Source organism: Ramlibacter sp., assembly GCF_036676645.1.
Lineage (GTDB): Bacteria > Pseudomonadota > Gammaproteobacteria > Burkholderiales > Burkholderiaceae_C > Ramlibacter.
In genome coordinates, this window is sequence record NZ_JAKFCM010000054.1 from 42,297 (window position 1) to 59,431 (window position 17,135).

Here is a 17,135-nt window from a genome sequence, read left to right on the forward strand (position 1 = left end):
CGATGGTAGCGCCCTAGCCTCCCCGCACGCCGGTGCGGCGCAGCAGCCTCGGCAGCACCAGCACGGCCAGCACCACGAGCACCAGCGCGAGCGACATCGGGCGCTGCACGAACACCGCGAAGCTGCCCTCCCCGATCGACACCGCATTGCGCATCTGCGCCTCGGCCAGCGGCCCCAGGATCATGCCCACCACCACCGGGGCCGTCGGGAAGTCGAAGCGCCGCATCACCACGCCCAGCAGGCCGATCCCGTACAGCAGCACCAGGTCGAAGGCGCTCTGGCGCATGCCATAGGCGCCGACCGTGGCGAAGATCAGGATGCCGGCGTACAGCTGCGGCCGGGGGATCTTCAGCAGCTTCACCCACAGCCCCACCATCGGCAGGTTCAGCACCAGCAGCATCAGGTTGCCGATGTAGAGCGAGGCGATCAGCGCCCAGACCAGCGCCGCCGAGCTGGTGAACAGCTGCGGCCCCGGCTGGATGCCGTAGTTCTGGAACGCGCCCAGCAGGATGGCGGTGGTGTTCGAAGTCGGGATGCCCAGCGTCAGCAGCGGGATCAGCGCCGCCGTCACGGTGGCGTTGTTGGCGGCCTCCGGCCCGGCCACGCCCTCGATCGCTCCCTTGCCGCCGAACTCCGCCAGGTCCTCGCCCTTGGCCAGCTTCTTCTCGGTGGCGTAGCTCAGGAAGGTCGGGATCTCGGTGCCGCCGGCGGGAATGCAGCCGAACGGCGCGCCGATGGCGGCGCCGCGCAGCCAGGCGGGAATCGAGCGCCGCCAGTCGCGCCGCGTCATGTACACGCGGCTCATCGCGTGGCGCTGCTGCGGCGACCGGCCTTCATACAGGGCCGCGTACATCACCTCGGACACGGCGAACAGGCCCACCGCCACCAGCACGATCTCGATACCGTCCAGCAGCTCGGGCACGCCCAGCGTATAGCGAGGCTGGCCGGAGATCTGGTCCAGGCCGATGCAGCCGATCGCCAGGCCCAGCAACAGCGCGGTCATGCCGCGCAGCGTGCTCTTGCCGAGCACGGCGCTGACCGTGGTGAAGGCCAGCACCATCAGCATGAAGTACTCCGGCGGGCCGAGCTTGACCGCGAACTCGGCCACCGCCGGCGCGAACAGCGTGACGATCACCGTCGCGATGGTGCCGGCGACGAAGGAGCCGATCGCCGCGGTGGCCAGCGCAGCGCCGGCGCGCCCGCTCTTGGCCATGCGGTTGCCTTCCATCGCGGTCACCAGGGTGGCGGTCTCGCCCGGCGTGTTGAGCAGGATGGAGGTGGTCGAGCCGCCATACATCGCGCCGTAGTAGATGCCGGCGAAGAAGATCATCGAAGCGGTGATCTCGACCTTGCCGGTGATCGGCAGCAGCATCGCGACGGCGACGGCGGGGCCGATGCCGGGCAGCACGCCGACCGCGGTGCCCAGCGCGCAGCCGACCAGTGCCCACACCAGGTTGGCCGGCGAAATGGCGGTCGCGAAGCCCTGCAGCAGGGCGTCGAAGATCTCGATCACAGCCAGCCCGTGTGCGTGAGCCCGGGCAGGGACAGGCCCAGGAACCGGGTGAACAGCCAGTACACCGGCGCGGCGATCAGCAACCCGGTCGCCAGGTCGGCCAGCAACGAAGCCGGGCGTGCCGCGGCCTGGCCCGCCGCCCGCCGCAGGCCCTGCACCGCCAGCAGGTAGCAGGCGGTGCAGGCCAGGATGAAGCCGATGCGCGTGATCAGCGCGGCGTTGGCCAGCAGGCCGGCCGTGATCCAGGCCAGGCCCGGCCACCAGGCCTGCGGCGAGCCGTCCGGCTCGTCCCGGTCGCGAAAGCCGCCCGTGAGCGCCTCGCGCAGGATCATCCCCCCGCAGGCCGCCAGCCCGATGGCCACCACCCACGGCAGGAAGTTCGGGCCCACCCCCCCGTAGCCGGCGGCCGAGGGCACCACCCATGCGCCCGCAGCGAGTGCGAGGCCCAGCAGCAGCACGCCCGTGCCGACCGCTGCCTCCGAGACCTTGCCCGTGTTCGCTTCCATGTCCGTGTCCTTGGCTCCTGGCGGATCCGCCGCTGCACGAAAACGCCCGGCCGTGCCGGGCGTTTCGCCGTGCGGGCCGGTACCGGTCACACCATGCCCGACTTCACCATGGTGGCGCGCAGGCTGGCGAACTCGTCGTCGACGAACTTCTCGAACGCCGGGCCGCTGAGCACCGCCGGCGTCCACTTGTTCTTCTCCAGCGCCTCGGCCCAGGCCCTGGTCTTGAGCGCGGCCAGCACCATGTCGGTGGTGGCCTTGCGCTGCGCGGGGGTCAGGCCCGGCGCGCCATACACGCCGCGCCAGTTGCCGATCTCCACGTCGATGCCCTGCTCCTTGAGCGTGGGCACGTTGATGCCCTTCAGGCGCGCGCCGGAAGTCACGGCGATCGGCTTCATCTTGCCGGCCTCGATGTACTCGGCGAACTCGCTGTAGCCGCTGCCGCCCACCGTGACGTTGCCGCCCAGGATGGCCGCGGTGGCTTCGCCGCCCCCGCGGAAGGCCACGTAGTTGATCCTGGCCGGGTCCACGCCGACCGCGCGCGCCAGCATGGCCGCCGCGATGTGCTCGGTGGAGCCGCGCGAGCCGCCGCCCCACTTGACGCTGCCCGGGTCCTTCTTGAGCTGGGCGACGACGTCGGCCATGGTCTTGAAGGGCGAGTTGGCCGGCAGCACGAACACGTTGTATTCGCTGGTCAGCCGGGCGATCGGCGTGGCCTGCGACAGGCTGACCGGCGGCTTGCCGGTGATGATGCCGCCCAGCATGACGGCGCCCATCACCATCAGCGCGTTCGGGTCGCCCTTGTTCGCGTTGACGAACTGGGCCAGGCCGAGCGCACCGGCCGCCCCGCCCTTGTTCTCGAAATTGACGTTGTAGGCCACCTTGGCGTCCTGCAGCGCCTTGCCGAGGGCGCGGCCGGTGCTGTCCCAGCCCCCGCCCGGGTTGGCCGGGATCATGATCTTGACGCTGGCGGCGGCCCGTGCCGACAGCGGCAGGGCGCCGGCAGCGGCCAGGGCGGCCATTGACTTGAGGAAGGTGTCGCGACGCATGGCAGGTCTCCTTGGGGAAAGGTCTGGAGGGAACCGGCGCATGATCCGTCGCGCGCCTGTCAATCGGCTGTCCGCGGCATTGGGGGAACTACCGAGCCCGGGCGCTGCTACGCTGCGCCACCCATGAAGCTGCTGCTGGTCGAGGACGACCCATCCATGCGCGCGGCGCTGCAGCGCTCGCTGGGCCGCCGCGGCCTGCAGGTGCAGGCCTGCGCCGACGGCAACGCAGCGCTGGGCGCCTGGAAGGACTTCGGCCCGGACGTGGTGGTGCTCGACCTCAGCCTGCCGGGCCGCGACGGGCTGCAGGTGCTGGAGCAGGCGCGCCGCGAAGGCATCGCCACGCCGGTGCTGCTGCTGACGGCGCGCGGCACGGTCGGCGACCGGGTGCTGGGCCTCAACGCCGGCGCCGACGACTACCTGCCCAAGCCGTTCGACCTGGATGAGCTGGAGGCCCGCCTGCGCGCCCTCGCCCGCCGCCGCTCGGCGACGCCAGCCGAAGGCCCGGGCGACGCCCAGGTCGGCCGCCTGCGGCTGGACCGGGCCGATGGCGCCTTCTACCTCGACGGCGCCGTGCTGGAGTTGAGCCCGCGCGAATCGGCCCTGCTGCAGGCGCTGTTCGCCCGCCCCGGCCATGCGGTCGCCAAGGAGCGGCTGTTCGAGCTGGTGTTCCCGGGCGAGCCCGACGTGCAGTACGAGGCCATCGAGGTGGTGGCCTACCGGCTGCGCAAGAAGCTGGCCGGAACCGGTGCGCGACTGATGACGCTGCGCGGCCTGGGCTACCTCGTGAAGCCCGAATGAGGCCGCTGTCGCTGCGCCGCTACCTGCTGCTGGGCATCCTGCTGCCGGTGCTGGGGCTGATCGCGCTGAACGGCGCCAGCCTGTACCGCCAGGCGCTGCGCGCCGCCAACACGGCCTACGACCGCACGCTGCTGGCGTCCGCCAAGGTGATCGGCGAGCAGCTCGAGGTGCAGGGCTACGACGACGGCGCCCGGCTGCGCGCCACGGTGCCCTACTCCGCGCTGGAGGCCTTCGAGGCCGACACCCGCAGCCGGCTGTTCTACCGCGTGTCCGACCTGCGCGGCGAGCTGGTCTCGGGATTCGAGGAGCTGCCGTTCTGGCGCGGCCGGCTGCCGCAGCAGCCGCCCTATGCGGCGCTGGTCGATTTCTACGACGCCCGCTTTCGCGACCAGGAGGTGCGGGTGGCGGTGCTGCTGCAGCCGGTGGCCAGCGCCGATGGCCGCGGCATGGCCGTGGTGCAGGTGGCCGAGACGCTGGAGCTGCGGCGGTCGCTGGCGCGCCAGGTGCTGCTCGACACGCTGTGGCGGCAGGCGCTGCTGGTGGCGGTGATCGCCCTGGTGGTCATCGTGGTGGTGCAGCGCGCCACCCGGCCGGTGCGAAGGCTGTCCGCCGAGCTGCAGGCCCGGCCGGAGAACGACCTGACGCCGATCCAGGCGCCCGACGCGCCGCGCGAGCTGCTGCCGCTGGTGGACGCCACCAACCAGGTGATGGCCCGGCTGGCCCGCCTGCTCGACAACCAGAAGCGCTTCGTGCGCGACACGGCGCACCAGCTGCGCACGCCGCTGGCCGTGCTCAAGACCCAGGTGCAATCGGCGCTGCGCGGCGACGTCGAGCCGCGCCAGGCGCTGCAGGAAGTGGGCGCCACGGTGGAGCGGGCCACCCAGCTGGCCAACCAGATGCTGTCGCTGGCCAAGGTGGAACAGCTGCGCCAGCAGGCCGATGCCCCCGTCGCGGACCTGGCCGAGGTGGTGCGGTCGATCGCGCTGGAGCTGTCGCCGCTGGTGGCGGACCAGGACCTGGACTTCGAGATCGACACGCAGCCGGCGCCGGTGCGTGCGCACGAGTGGATGCTGCGCGAGCTCACCCGCAACCTGCTGCACAACGCGATCCGGCACGGCCGGCGCGGCGGCCGCCTGGCCGTCCGGCTGGTCGCCGACGGGCACTGGCTGGCGCTGACGTTCAGCGACAGCGGGCCGGGCCTCGCGGCCGAGCTGCGCGAGCGGCTGTTCCAGCCCTTTGCCGCCGGCGACGGCCGCAGCGGCTCCGGCCTGGGCCTGCTGATCTGCCAGGAGATCGTGCACGCGCTGGGCGGCAGCATCGTGCTGGACAACCGCGAGCGGCACGGCCGCGTGCAAGGTCTGGATGCAACCGTCCGGCTGCCGCTCGCCACAATGGGAATCGATGGACAGGCTGCGGATTGACAAGTGGCTGTGGAGCGCGCGCTTCTACAAGACGCGCTCGCTGGCGGCCGAGGAGATCGGCAAGGGGCGCGTCGCGGTCAACGGGCAGGAAGCCAAGCCGGCGCGGGAGGTCAGGGTGGGCGACACGGTCTCGATGCGGCGCGAGTCCGTCACGCGCACCGTGGTGGTCAAGGGACTGTCGGCCATGCGGGGGCCGGCGCCCGTCGCGCAGCAGCTCTACGAGGAAACGCCGGAGAGCCTGAAGGCGCGCGAGGAGGCCGCGCAGCAGCGCCGCCTGGCGCGCGAACCGGCGCTGTCCATCGAGCACGGGAGGCCGACCAAACGGGGCCGGCGCGACCTGGACGAAGCGCGCCGCGGCGGCTGGGGCGACCGCTGGAGCGCGTCGATCGACGACGACGATTGAGCGCTCAAGCGGGATCGCCCAGGCGCCTTCGCAATTCCGCCACGGCGCTGTGCACCGTCGTCAGCACCGGCACGCCGCAAGCCGCAGCCACCGTGTGGCGTGCCCGCGCCAGGCTGAACTGCGCCAGCGCGATCGCGCTGCAGCCTTCATCGACCAGCTGCCGCGCAGCCGCGGCCACGAGTGCGTCATGGCGCGCGCCATCGCCGGCGTCGAGCGCCGCCAGCGCGCCCTCGGCCAGCCGCGTGCGCAGCTCCAGGCCCGGCGGGAACTCCGGCGGCATCGAGCCCAGCGTGGGGGCGAAGCTGGCCACCAGCCCGATGCGGCCGCCCCGCGCAGCGGCTTCGGCCACCATGGCCTCGTTGGGCTTGAGCACCGGCACCTGCGGGTGCGCGCGCGCCACCGCCTCGATGCAGGGGCCGAAGGCCGAACAGGTGAACAGGATGGCATCGCTGCCGCAGTCCAGTGCGTAGCCGGCCAGGCGCTGGAAGCGCTGGTGCATGGTGGCGTCGAGCGAGCCGGCGCGGGCCAGGTCGGCCGACAGGCTGTCGTCCAGCAGGTTCATGCGCAGCGCCTGCGGCCAGTCCTGCGCCAGGGCCTGGTTGATCGGCGCCACCGAATGCGCCAGCGCGTGGATCAGGGCGATGCGGGTCATGCGGGCTGGACCCGGGGCGGCGACAGGCGCATCCCCTGCGCGAACCACACCAGCGCGATCAGCAGCAAGCCCGGCAGGTAGAACCAGTGCGGCGTCGGCCGGTCCAGCGGCACCTTCACCGCCGAGACGTCCCAGCCCTGCTCGATGCCCGCCTTGCGCGCCACCGAGCCGAAGCGCACCGATCCGATCTGCACTTCCTGTCCCAGCGGCACCAGCTGCAGGCCGGCGTCGGCCAGGCGCTTGCGGCCGTCGGCGCCGGCGGCGCCGAGCCGCACGGCCACGGTCTTGGTCACCTCGTCGCCCTCCAGCGTCGTGCCCTTGATCACCATCACCAGCCGGCCGCTGTCGGGCAGGCCGCGGGCCACGTCGAACACCTGGCCGGCCGGCACGTCGCGGTACTCGGGGCTGATCCGGTCCATGAAGAAGTCGGGGCGGAACAGCAGCACCACGGCCAGCGCCAGCAGCAGGTTCTCCCACCAGCGGCTGCGCACCCGGAACCAGTTCATGGTGAGGGCCGCGAACACCAGCATGGCCATGGTGCAGGCCACCGCCACGCTGAGCAGCTCCCACCAGCCGTTCACGTCGATCATCAGCAGCTGCGGGTTGAAGATCCAGATGAAGGGCAGGATCACGGTGCGCAGCGCATAGAGCGCGCCCTGCACGCCGGTCTCGATGGCGTCCTCGCCGGAAATGGCGGCCGCGGCGAAGGTGGCCAGGCCCACCGGCGGCGTGATGTCGCCCATGATCCCGTAGTAGAAGACGAACAGGTGCACGCCGATCAGCGGGATCACCAGCCCGCTCTGCGCGCCCAGCTCCACCACCACCGGCGCCATCAGCGTGGCGACCAGCACGTAGTTGGCGGTGGTGGGCACCCCCAGCCCGAGCACCAGGCAGACGAAGGCGATGAACAGCAGCATCGCGAACACGTTGCCCTGCGAGACGAAGTCCACGAACTCGGTCATGCGCAGGCCCAGGCCGGTGAGCGTGATGCCGCCCACGATGATGCCGGCCGTCGCAGTGGCGATGCCGATGCCGATCATGTTGCGGGCGCCGTCGTGGAAGCCGCCGACCACGTCATGCCAGCCGGCCAGCCAGGCGCCCGCCGTCGATTGCCGGCGCAGCAGTTTCACCAGCGGACGCTGGGTCAGCATCAGCGCGATCAGCACGGTGATCGCCCAGAACGCCGACAGCGAGGGCGACATCTGTTCCACCATCAGGCACCAGATCAGGGTGCCGATCGGGATCAGGTAGTGCAGGCCGGCGCGCACCGTGGGCCAGGTGTCCAGCGGCTTGGGGTTGTCGACGTCGATGTCCTCCGGCAGGTCGGGACAGCGGGCCGCCTCGCGGATCGAGTAGAGGTAGAGCCCCGCCAGCAGCGCCACCACGCCCCAGACCGCGGCGTCACCCAGCAGCGACTGGATGGCCACCATCGCGTAGTAGAGCGCCGCCACCACGATGATGCTGCCGGACAGCCCGATGGCATTGCGCAGCAGCTTGTCGCGCAGTGGCCGCGGCTCGCGCCGCACCAGCGGGCTCATGCCCATCTTCAGCGCCTCGAGGTGGACGATGTAGAACAGGCCGATGTAGGACAGCACGGCCGGCAGCAACGCGTGCTTGACGACCTCGGAGTACGGAATGCCCACGTACTCCACCATCAGGAAGGCCGCGGCACCCATCACCGGCGGCATGATCTGGCCGTTGACCGAGCTCATGGTCTCGATGGCGCCGGCCTTGACGCCGCCATAGCCGGACTTCTTCATCAGCGGGATGGTGAAGATGCCGCCCGACACCACGTTGGACACCGACGAGCCGGAGATCATGCCGTTCAGCGCCGACGACACCACGGCCACCTTGGCCGGGCCGCCGCGCATGTGGCCCAGCGCCGCGAAGCTCACCTGCATCATGTAGTTGCCGCCGCCGCCGCGGTCGAGCAGCGCGCCGAACAGCACGTAGACGAAGATCGCGCTGGTGGACACGCCCAGCGCGATGCCGTAGACGCCCTCGGTGGTCAGCCACATGTGCGACATCAGGCGGCTGACCGAGGCGCCCTTGTGCTGCAGCACCTCGGGCATCCACGGTCCGGCCATCGCATAGCCGATGAACAGCGCGGCCAGCACGGCCATCGGCCAGCCGACCGCGCGCCGCGTGGCCTCCAGCAGCAGCACCAGGCCGACCACGGCGGTGACCAGGTCCATCGTCGTCGGCTGGCCCGGGCGGGTGGCGAGCTGGTCGTAGAACAGCAGCAGGTAGGCACCGGCGAAGGCACCGGCCAGCGCCAGCAGCCAGTCGAGCACCGGGACCCGGTTGCGCGGCGAGCGACGCGTGGCCGGCCAGGCCAGGAAGGCCAGGAACATCGAAAAGGCCAGGTGGATGGCGCGCGCCTCGGTGTCGTTGAGCACGCCCCAGCCCAGTGCGAAGGGCAGCGGCGAGGCGTACCAGTACTGGAACACCGACCAGGCCAGCGCGGTGCCGGTGATCGCCAGGGCGGTGAGGCCGGCGGGCTTGCGCCCGCCGGTGTCGGTATCCGCAACCAGCTCCTGCAGGGCCTGCGGCGCTTTCTCGATGTCGGTGGCCATGCTCTCGTTCTCCTCGTGCAACAAAAAAGGGCGAAGCTCCCTTCGCCCTTGTTCGCGTGAGCGCCGGACTTTACTTGATCCAGCCCTTTTCCTTGTAGTAGCGCGCGGCGCCTTCGTGCAGCGGCGCCGAGAGGCCGTCCTTGACCATGTTCTCGGGCTTCAGGTGCGCCAGCGCCGGGTGCAGCTTCTTGAACTCCTCGAAGTTGTCGAACACGGCCTTGACCATCTGGTAGACGGTGTCGGCCGGGGTCTTGGTGGACGACACCACCGTGGCCAGCACGCCGTAGGTCTGCGTCGGATCCGGGTTGTTCGGGTACAGGCCGCCGGGGATGGTCGCCTTGGCGTAGTACGGCTTGTCGGCCACCAGCTTGTCGACCGCCGGGCCGGTGACCGAGACCAGCTTGGCGCCGCAGGTGGTGGTCGGGTCCTGGATGTTGGCGCTGGGGTGGCCGACGCCGTAGAAGAAGCCGTCGATCTTGCCGTCGCACAGGGCCGGGCCGTGCTCGTCGGCCTTGAGCTCGGAAGCCAGCGCGAAGTCGCTCATCTTCCAGCCCATGGCCGCCATCAGCTCCTCCATCGAGGCGCGCGTGCCCGAGCCGGGGTTGCCGACGTTGAAGCGCTTGCCCTTCAGGTCGTTCAGGGTCTTGGCATTGGCTTCCTTGCGCGCCACCACGGTGAACGGCTCGGGGTGCACCGAGAACACCGCGCGCAGGTCGCCGTAGGCACCCGAATCCTTGAACTGGGACACGCCCTTGTAGGCATTGAACTGCACGTCGCTCTGGGCGAAGCCGAGGTCGAGTTCGCCGGCCTTGATGGTGTTGACGTTGAACACCGAGCCGCCGGTGGACTCGACCGAGCAGCGGATGCCGTGCTTGGCCCTGTCCTTGTTCACCAGGCGGCAGATGGCGCCGCCGGCGGCGTAGTACACGCCGGTGACGCCGCCGGTGCCGATGGTGATGAACTTCTGCTGGGCGGCCGCGGGGGCACTGAACAGCGCCGCCGTGACGGCCGCGCAACCGGCCAGTGCCGGCACCAGGGTCTTCAGACGCATTTCGAAAGGCTCCTTTGTGGTTGGTTTTTCAGAGGGAGGAAACGGTGGCCTCGAGCGCGGCATGCAGCCTTTGCGCGACGAGGCCCAACTCGGATTCGCTGGCGATGAAAGGAGGCGCCAGCAGGACGTGATCACCATAGTGGCCGTCCACGGTGCCGCCCATCGGGTAAACCATCAAGCCTTGCGCCATGGCTTGCTTCTTGAGCCGCGCATGCAGCCTGAGCGCGGGGTCGAACGGTGTCTTGCTGTCGCGCTCGCGGACCAGCTCGATGCCCCAGAACAGGCCTCGGCCGCGGATGTCGCCCACGTGCGGATGCGCTGCGAAGGTCTCCTGCAGCAGGCCCTGCAGGAAGTCGCCCCGCCGGCGCACCTGCTCGAGTAGCCGGTCGCGCGCGATCACCTGCTGCACCGCCAGTGCAGCCGCGCAGGCCACCGGATGGCCGAGGTAGGTGTGGCCGTGCTGGAAGAAGCCCGAGCCGGCGGACATGGCCTCGACGATGCGCCCTTGCGCCAGCACGGCGCCGATCGGCTGGTAGCCGCCGCCCAGGCCCTTGGCGATGGTCATCAGGTCGGGCACCACGCCCTCCTGCTCGCAGGCATGCAGCGTCCCGGTGCGGCCCATGCCGCACATCACCTCGTCCAGGATCAGCAGCACGCCGTGCCGGTCGCAGACCTCGCGAACGGCCTTGAAGTAGCCCGGCACCGGCGTGAGCACCCCGGCGGTGGCGCCGCCCACCGTCTCGGCGATGAACGCGATGACCTTGTCCGGGCCGGCGCGCAGGATCGCTTCGTCCAGTTCGCGCGCCAGCCGCTGGCCGTACTGCTCGGGCGACTCGCCCGGCCGCATCTCGCGGTACGGGTAGCACGGCGACACGTGCGTGGCCGGCATCAGGATGGGCGCGAAGGGCTCGCGGCGCCAGGCATTGCCGCCCACTGCCAGCGCGCCCAGGGTGTTGCCGTGGTAGCTCTGCCGCCGGGCGATGAAGTGGCTGCGCTGCGGCTGGCCAATCTCCAGGAAGTACTGGCGCGCCATCTTCAGCGCCGCTTCCACCGCCTCGGAGCCGCCGCTGACGAAATACGCGTGGCTGGTGCCGGACGGCGCGGTGCGCACCAGCTCGTGGGCGAGCTCCTCCGCCACTTCGCTGGTGAAGAAGCTGGTGTGCGCGTAGGCCAGCTTGTCGGTCTGCGCATGCATGGCCGCCAGCACGTCCGGGTGGCCGTGACCCAGGCAGGACACGGCGGCGCCGCCCGATGCATCGAGGTAGCGGCGGCCTTCGCGGTCGGTGATCCAGACGCCCTGCCCGGATACCGCCACCGGAGGCAGGTGGTGCAAGTGGCGGTGGAGGACCTGCGTGGAAGTGGTTTCTCGTGTCACCCGGGCAGTTTAGAGCCTGCGACGGACTCCCCCGCGGACCCGGCGCCGGCCCCGGGCGCTACCAGCCCCTGGATTCGATGAACTCCCTGAGTTTCGCCGTCACCGCGCGGCACCCGGCCTCATTCAGGTGGATCCGGTCGAAGCGCAGCGACGAAGGCGGCAGGTCGTTCTGGAAATCCTGGACGTCCTGCCAGCTGTTCGGGTCGTAGAGGTTCACCAGGTACCGGTGCATGTCCAGGTAATGCTCGGGATACTGCGCGGCCAGCTCGCCGTTGACGCGCATGGTCTCGGTGTATTCCTGCGTGCCCCGCTCGCCGGAGCCCGCCCAGTTGAGCATGGACAGCACCACGAAGGCTTCGTTGCCGGTCGCCAGCGAAGCGATCGAGGCCGCGATGTCGGCCTTGACCTGGTCCTTGTCCCAGTTGTTGTGGCCGTACCAGAGGATGGTGATCCAGCTCCTGTGCGAGCTGTCGGCCTGCAGGCGCGCCGTGATCTGCATCGAAGTCTCGCCGATGACGCCGCCGTTGTGGACCTGCCGGTCCGGGTAGGCCTGCTGCAAGGTGGGCGCGTACAGGTCGGTGATCGAGTCGCCCCAGCACGCGATGTGCGGAGACAGGGCCTGGAGTTGCTGCGCGGGAGGGGGTGCCCCCTCGCCGGCTGCGCCGGAACCCGGCTCGACGGTCACGCTTTGCGGCAGGTCGGGGCTGGCGCCGGCGGTGTCTGCCCCGGCGCCGACTCCGGCGCCTGCCAGGCTCGTGCCGGCCCCTCCCCCACCACCGCCGCAACCGGTCAGGAGCCCGGTCCCCAACCACATCAGCGCCGTTCTCCTGTCCATCGGTGATCCCCCATTGCTGAGACAGAGGACAGTTTGGACGGAAGAGCTGTTTACATCGTGTAAGCGTCGGCTATGGGTGTACCGATGGGTTTGCCGTTCCGCAACCGCGGGCGGGCATGCCGGACCTTTTGCATGCTCACGTGGCGTCCGCGGGACGGTTCGACGCTTCGACCGGCCTTCCGGTGGTCGCCTTGAACTGGTCCTTCAGGCGCAGGAGGGGCGACTCGAACCAGCGGTGGCTGGCATAGGCCATCAGGGCCACGATGGCCAAAGTCACGACGAACACGTCCGGGCCGAACTGGGCGCCCAGCAGCTTGCGGGCGGCGTTCGCAGCCAGCATGTGCATCAGGTAGACGCCGTAGCTGATCGCACCCAGCACCCTCAGCGGACGCCAGCGCAGCATGCCGTGCAGGGCGGTGTTCTCCCGGACGCACAGGCTGGCCACGAGGAGCGCCATGACGAAGCGGGTCAGCAGGCCGACGGCCTCGAACTGCAGGCAGGCGAGGACAAGCAGCCCCGCGGCCGGCGCCATCAGGCGATTGCCCAGCGCCGGGTACAGGGCGGTGAAGACCACTCGGTTGTGCAGCAGCACGGCAAACATCACTCCGAACAGGATGGCCGGCGCCAGGCTGCCCAGGATGGTCAGCAGCAAGCCCGGCTCGACGTGGCGCACGGCCACCATCTGGATGCACACCAGCAGCACGGCGGGGACGGCCGGCGCCCAGTTCCGCCCGGTCAGCCACAGCACCAGGACCATCAGGGCCGGCCAGAACAGGTAGAACTGTTCCTCCGTCGCCAGCGACCAGGCGAAGTAGAAGGTCACGCCATGGCCGCCCGGATCGTCCGCCGACACGAACCAGTTCGAGGTGTAGGTCAGGAAAGCCGGAAGGTTGCCCCAGAACTCCGCGGCCTTGGGCGTACCGCGGAACACGGCGAGGACCAGAACGCAGTACAGGGCCAGTACGGCGTAATAGAGCGGAAAGATCCTGAGCGTGCGCCGGATGTAGAAGTCCCGCAGCGAGATGCGGCCGCGGCAGCGATGCTCGCGCAGCAGGAGCGTGGTCACCAGGAAGCCGCTGATGGCGAAGAACAGGTCGACGCCCTTGTGGCCCTGGCCCAGGATCGTCGCCCAGCCCGGCCCCCCGACATGGACCCAGACCACCCCCATGACGCTGATCGCGCGCAAGCCGTCCAGGGCGCTGAAGTAGCGGGTCGACTCGAAGGCCTGGGCTGCCGCCAGGAGCGTCGGCCCGCGAGGAGGTGCCTGGACCGATCCAGTTGCGGCCGCCGCGGCCACCAGCAGCAGCAGCGAAAACAGCACCACCAGGTCGATCAGCATGGCCGTCACCCCCAAGCTGAGCCATTGTGATTCGGCAGAAGGGGAGGATGGCGTGCCACCGGCCCGAAAGAGCCAGGACACCAAAAGAAGAAGCCCGCCGTGCGGCGGGCTTCCTGGACTGGCGGAGACGGAGGGATTCGAACCCTCGATGCGGCTCTACACCGCATACTCCCTTAGCAGGGGAGCACCTTCGGCCTCTCGGTCACGTCTCCAGCGAGCGGCAATTATGCCCGAAGCATGCGCTCTTCCATTCGCCCGGCGGCGGCTGGTTCAGGCGGGCGGCGCGTCCAGGTCGAACGCGCGGTGCAGCGCACGCACGGCCAGTTCCATGTACTTCTCGTCGATCACCACCGAGGTCTTGATCTCGCTGGTGGAGATCATCTGGATGTTGATGCCTTCCTCGGACAGCGCGCGGAACATCTTGCTGGCCACGCCCACGTGGCTGCGCATGCCGATGCCCACGATGCTCACCTTGCAGATGCGCGTGTCCCCCTCCAGCCGGTCGGTGCCCAGCGTGGGCAGCACCTGGGTCTTGAGCAGGTCCATCGTGCGCGCATAGTCGTTGCGGTTCACGGTGAAGCTGAAGTCGGTCTTGCCGTCCTTGGAGATGTTCTGGATGATGACGTCGACCTCGATGTTGGCGCCGGCCACCGCGCCCAGGATGTTGTAGGCGATGCCCGGCTTGTCGGGCACGCCCAGGATCGACACCTTGGCTTCGTCGCGGTTGAAGGCGATGCCGGAAACGACGGCTTTTTCCATTTGTTCGTCTTCCTCGAATGTGATCAGGGTGCCGGACCTGGCCTCTTCCCCGATCGGGATGTCCCAGGGCGTGAAGCTCGACAGCACGCGCAGCGGGACCTTGTACTTGCCGGCGAACTCCACCGAGCGGATCTGCAGCACCTTGGAGCCGAGCGAGGCCATCTCCAGCATCTCCTCGAAGCTCACGCTGCGCAGCCGGCGCGCCTCGGGCACCACGCGCGGGTCGGTCGTGTAGACGCCGTCCACGTCGGTGTAGATCAGGCACTCGGCCGCCTTCAGCGAAGCCGCCACCGCCACCGCCGAGGTGTCGCTGCCGCCGCGGCCCAGCGTGGTGATGTTGCCGCCCGCGTCCACGCCCTGGAAACCGGTGATGATCACCACCTTGCCGGCGTCGAGGTCGGCGCGCACCCTCGTGTCGTCGATCGAATCGATGCGCGCCTTGGTGTACGCGCTGTCGGTGCGGATCGGCACCTGCCAGCCGGCGTAGCTCACGGCCTGCATGCCCTCGGCCTGCAGCGCGATCGACAGCAGGCCGACCGAGACCTGCTCGCCGGTGGAGCCGAGCATGTCCAGCTCGCGCCGGTACGCCTCGCCCGGCTGGGCCGGCGCCAGTTCCCTGGCCAGCCCGAGCAGCCGGTTGGTCTCGCCGCTCATGGCGCTGGGCACCACCACCATCTGGTGGCCGGCCCGGGCCCACTTGGCGACCCGCTTGGCGACGTTGCGGATGCGCTCGGTCGAGCCCATCGACGTGCCGCCGTACTTGTGAACGATCAATGCCATGGAAGGTGCGACGAAGAGGGGGCCGCGTCCGGATGCCTTGTGCGGTCGCCTCGGGGAAAACCGGGCATTCTAGCGGCCGCCGGGGTGCAGCCCAGCCGTGTCCGCGCCGGGCGCAGTGGCAAGGCTCACGCCGCGGCGAACCTCAGCACGGCGGCGTCGCGTACGACGAACCCCGGTCCCACCCTGAGGTGAAGCCGGTGCCCGCGCGTCCTGCAATCGGCCAGCTGGTCGAGCAGTTCCTCCATCTGCGCGGCGCTCGCCGCGGTGCCATGCGCGCTGCGCAGCCAATGGCGCAGCAGGTTGGCCTGGCGGCCGCGCGAGAGCGCCTGCACGCGGGCGATCACGGGCTCGCCGCCCATGGCCGCCAGGTCCGCTGCGGCCACTTCGTCGAGCAGCCGCTGCGCCTGCGCCGCATGGCGGGCCGATCGCGCGAAGGTGTCCCGGAACTGCGGAAAGGCCTGCTCCAGAGCCGGCAGCACCTGCAGGCGGATGCGGTTGCGCGTGTAGCCGGTGTCGGCATTGCTGGGATCCTCGATGAACCCCGCTCCCTGCCCGGCGAGCCAGTCGCGCAGGGCGGCACCCGGCACCTGCAGCCAGGGCCGCAGGAACGCCATGCCATGCCGCTCGAAGCGGGCGGCCATGGCCGACAGGCCGGGCAGTCCCGCTCCGCGCGACAGCGCCAGCAGCAGGGTCTCGGCCTGGTCGTCGGCGTGCTGGGCCAGCAGCACGCAGCCCAGCCCGCTTTCGCGTGCCGCGTCGGCCAGCGCCGCGTAGCGCGCACGCCTGGCCGCATCCTCGGGGCTTTCGCCGGCGCCATGGCGCGCATCGACCTGCCGCACGTGCAGGGGAATGCCGAGCGCGGCGCACGTGCACCGGCAGTGCTCGCTGAAGGCGTCGGCCGCCTGCTGCAATCCGTGGTGGACGTGAAGGGCCTGCACCTGCCCCGGCCAGCAGCGCGCGGCCGCCCGCAGCAAGGCCGACGAGTCGGCGCCGCCGCTGTAGGCCACGCCCAGCGGGAGCGGCGGATCCGCCGCCCGCAGCAGGGCCGTCAGGAAGTGATCCGCGCCCTCAGCGCGCTTCGGCCTTGGTGTCGGTGAAGCGGCCATAGCCTTGCAGCCGCTCGTAGCGCCGGTCCAGCAGCTCGCGCACCTTGAGGTCGGACACCTGCCGCCAGGCGTCGTTGAGCGCGCGCTTGAGGAAGGCCGCCATCTGCTTGTGGTCGCGGTGCGCGCCGCCGACCGGCTCGTTGACGATCTTGTCGATCAGGCCCATGGCCTTGAGCCGGTGGGCCGTGATGCCCATGGCGTCAGCGGCGTCCTGTGCCTTCTCGGACGTCTTCCACAGGATGGAGGCGCAGCCTTCCGGGCTGATCACGGAGTAGATCGAGTACTGCAGCATGAGCACCTGGTCGGCCACCGCGATGGCCAGCGCGCCGCCGGAGCCGCCCTCGCCGATCACGGTGCTGATGATCGGCACCTCCAGCTGGGCCATCTCGTAGATGTTGCGGCCGATCGCCTCGGACTGGCCGCGCTCCTCGGCGTCGATGCCGGGGAAGGCACCGGGCGTGTCGACGAAGGTGAACACCGGCAGGCCGAACTTCTGCGCCGTCTTCATCAGCCGCAGCGCCTTGCGGTAGCCCTCGGGCCGGCTCATGCCGAAGTTGCGCGCGGCGCGCTCCTTCGTGTCGCGGCCCTTCTGGTGCCCGATCACCATGCACGCGTGGCCGTTGAAGCGGGCCAGCCCGCCGACGATGGACTGGTCGTCGGCGAAGTGGCGGTCGCCGTGCAGCTCGATGAAGCCGGTGAAGATCTCGCCCACGTAATCGAGCGTGTAGGGCCGCTCGGGATGGCGGGCGATCTTGGTGATCTGCCAGGGCGTGAGCTGGCCGTAGATGTCCTTGGTCAGCTGCTGGCTCTTGCGCGAGAGCTGGTCGATCTCCGCGGAGATGTCGACTGCCGACTCGGTCTGCACGTAGCGCAGCTCGTCGATCTTGCTTTCCAGTTCGGCGATGGGTTGCTCGAAGTCCAGGAAGGTTCTCTTGGCCAAGGGCTGGCTCCTGTGTCTCTGCTGGTTGTGGCGCG

The 17,135-nt window shown here is 70.1% G+C and carries 15 protein-coding genes and 1 tRNA gene; 3 read left to right on the top strand and 13 right to left on the bottom strand.

What is annotated here, in order from left to right; genetic code table 11:
• Nucleotides 1-13: 13 nt before the first annotated feature.
• The 3 genes from V6M57_RS08905 to V6M57_RS08915 form a co-directional block, all read right to left on the bottom strand.
• The gene (locus V6M57_RS08905; RefSeq protein ID WP_332814685.1) at nucleotides 14-1,510 is read right to left on the bottom strand and encodes a tripartite tricarboxylate transporter permease; all 1,497 of its coding nucleotides are present in this window, start codon (nucleotides 1,508-1,510) and stop codon (nucleotides 14-16) included.
• Nucleotides 1,510-2,019, bottom strand: a complete 510-nt coding sequence (locus V6M57_RS08910; protein ID WP_332814629.1) for a tripartite tricarboxylate transporter TctB family protein — start codon at nucleotides 2,017-2,019, stop codon at nucleotides 1,510-1,512. The genes V6M57_RS08905 and V6M57_RS08910 overlap by 1 nt, the downstream gene beginning before the upstream one ends.
• An 86-nt stretch (nucleotides 2,020-2,105) precedes the next feature.
• Nucleotides 2,106-3,065 (bottom strand): Bug family tripartite tricarboxylate transporter substrate binding protein, encoded by a 960-nt coding sequence (locus V6M57_RS08915; RefSeq protein WP_332814630.1) that lies wholly within the window; start codon nucleotides 3,063-3,065, stop codon nucleotides 2,106-2,108.
• Between the two features lie 123 nt (nucleotides 3,066-3,188).
• On the opposite strand from V6M57_RS08915, the gene V6M57_RS08920 reads away from it, so the two are divergent.
• The 3 genes from V6M57_RS08920 to V6M57_RS08930 are packed head-to-tail and all read left to right on the top strand — an operon-like array spanning nucleotide 3,189 to nucleotide 5,687.
• Nucleotides 3,189-3,863, top strand: a complete 675-nt coding sequence (locus tag V6M57_RS08920) for a response regulator transcription factor (protein WP_332814631.1) — start codon at nucleotides 3,189-3,191, stop codon at nucleotides 3,861-3,863.
• Nucleotides 3,860-5,284 (top strand): sensor histidine kinase, encoded by a 1,425-nt coding sequence (locus tag V6M57_RS08925; protein WP_332814632.1) that lies wholly within the window; start codon nucleotides 3,860-3,862, stop codon nucleotides 5,282-5,284. Before V6M57_RS08920 ends, V6M57_RS08925 begins: the two co-directional genes overlap by 4 nt.
• On the top strand, nucleotides 5,265-5,687 hold the full coding sequence (locus tag V6M57_RS08930) for an RNA-binding S4 domain-containing protein (protein WP_332814633.1): 423 nt from the start codon (nucleotides 5,265-5,267) through the stop codon (nucleotides 5,685-5,687). The genes V6M57_RS08925 and V6M57_RS08930 overlap by 20 nt, the downstream gene beginning before the upstream one ends.
• 4 nt (nucleotides 5,688-5,691) lie before the next feature.
• Here the strand turns inward: V6M57_RS08930 and V6M57_RS08935 are convergent, their stop codons facing one another.
• From V6M57_RS08935 to V6M57_RS08980, 10 genes are all read right to left on the bottom strand, one after another.
• The gene (locus V6M57_RS08935; protein WP_332814634.1) at nucleotides 5,692-6,339 is read right to left on the bottom strand and encodes an aspartate/glutamate racemase family protein; all 648 of its coding nucleotides are present in this window, start codon (nucleotides 6,337-6,339) and stop codon (nucleotides 5,692-5,694) included.
• Nucleotides 6,336-8,915, bottom strand: a complete 2,580-nt coding sequence (locus V6M57_RS08940; protein WP_332814635.1) for a TRAP transporter permease — start codon at nucleotides 8,913-8,915, stop codon at nucleotides 6,336-6,338. Before V6M57_RS08940 ends, V6M57_RS08935 begins: the two co-directional genes overlap by 4 nt.
• A 70-nt stretch (nucleotides 8,916-8,985) precedes the next feature.
• Nucleotides 8,986-9,966, bottom strand: coding sequence for a TAXI family TRAP transporter solute-binding subunit (locus V6M57_RS08945; RefSeq protein WP_332814636.1), 981 nt, complete (start codon nucleotides 9,964-9,966; stop codon nucleotides 8,986-8,988).
• 28 nt (nucleotides 9,967-9,994) lie between these two features.
• Complete coding sequence (locus V6M57_RS08950; protein ID WP_332814637.1) at nucleotides 9,995-11,341, bottom strand: aspartate aminotransferase family protein; 1,347 nt, start codon at nucleotides 11,339-11,341, stop codon at nucleotides 9,995-9,997.
• A gap of 58 nt (nucleotides 11,342-11,399) precedes the next feature.
• A complete protein-coding gene (locus tag V6M57_RS08955; protein WP_332814638.1) occupies nucleotides 11,400-12,176 on the bottom strand; it encodes an SGNH/GDSL hydrolase family protein in 777 nt (258 codons plus the stop codon).
• A 136-nt stretch (nucleotides 12,177-12,312) separates the two neighbouring features.
• Entirely contained in the window at nucleotides 12,313-13,524 is a 1,212-nt protein-coding gene (locus V6M57_RS08960; RefSeq protein ID WP_332814686.1) for an acyltransferase family protein, read from the bottom strand.
• Between the two features lie 110 nt (nucleotides 13,525-13,634).
• Nucleotides 13,635-13,727 (bottom strand) — tRNA-Ser (locus V6M57_RS08965).
• Nucleotides 13,728-13,785: 58 nt separating this feature from the next.
• Nucleotides 13,786-15,054, bottom strand: a complete 1,269-nt coding sequence (locus V6M57_RS08970; RefSeq protein WP_332814639.1) for an aspartate kinase — start codon at nucleotides 15,052-15,054, stop codon at nucleotides 13,786-13,788.
• A gap of 125 nt (nucleotides 15,055-15,179) precedes the next feature.
• A complete protein-coding gene (tilS, locus tag V6M57_RS08975; protein ID WP_332814640.1) occupies nucleotides 15,180-16,160 on the bottom strand; it encodes a tRNA lysidine(34) synthetase TilS in 981 nt (326 codons plus the stop codon).
• Nucleotides 16,123-17,100, bottom strand: coding sequence for an acetyl-CoA carboxylase carboxyltransferase subunit alpha (locus tag V6M57_RS08980; RefSeq protein WP_332814641.1), 978 nt, complete (start codon nucleotides 17,098-17,100; stop codon nucleotides 16,123-16,125). The genes tilS and V6M57_RS08980 overlap by 38 nt, the downstream gene beginning before the upstream one ends.
• Nucleotides 17,101-17,135: the final 35 nt, after the last annotated feature.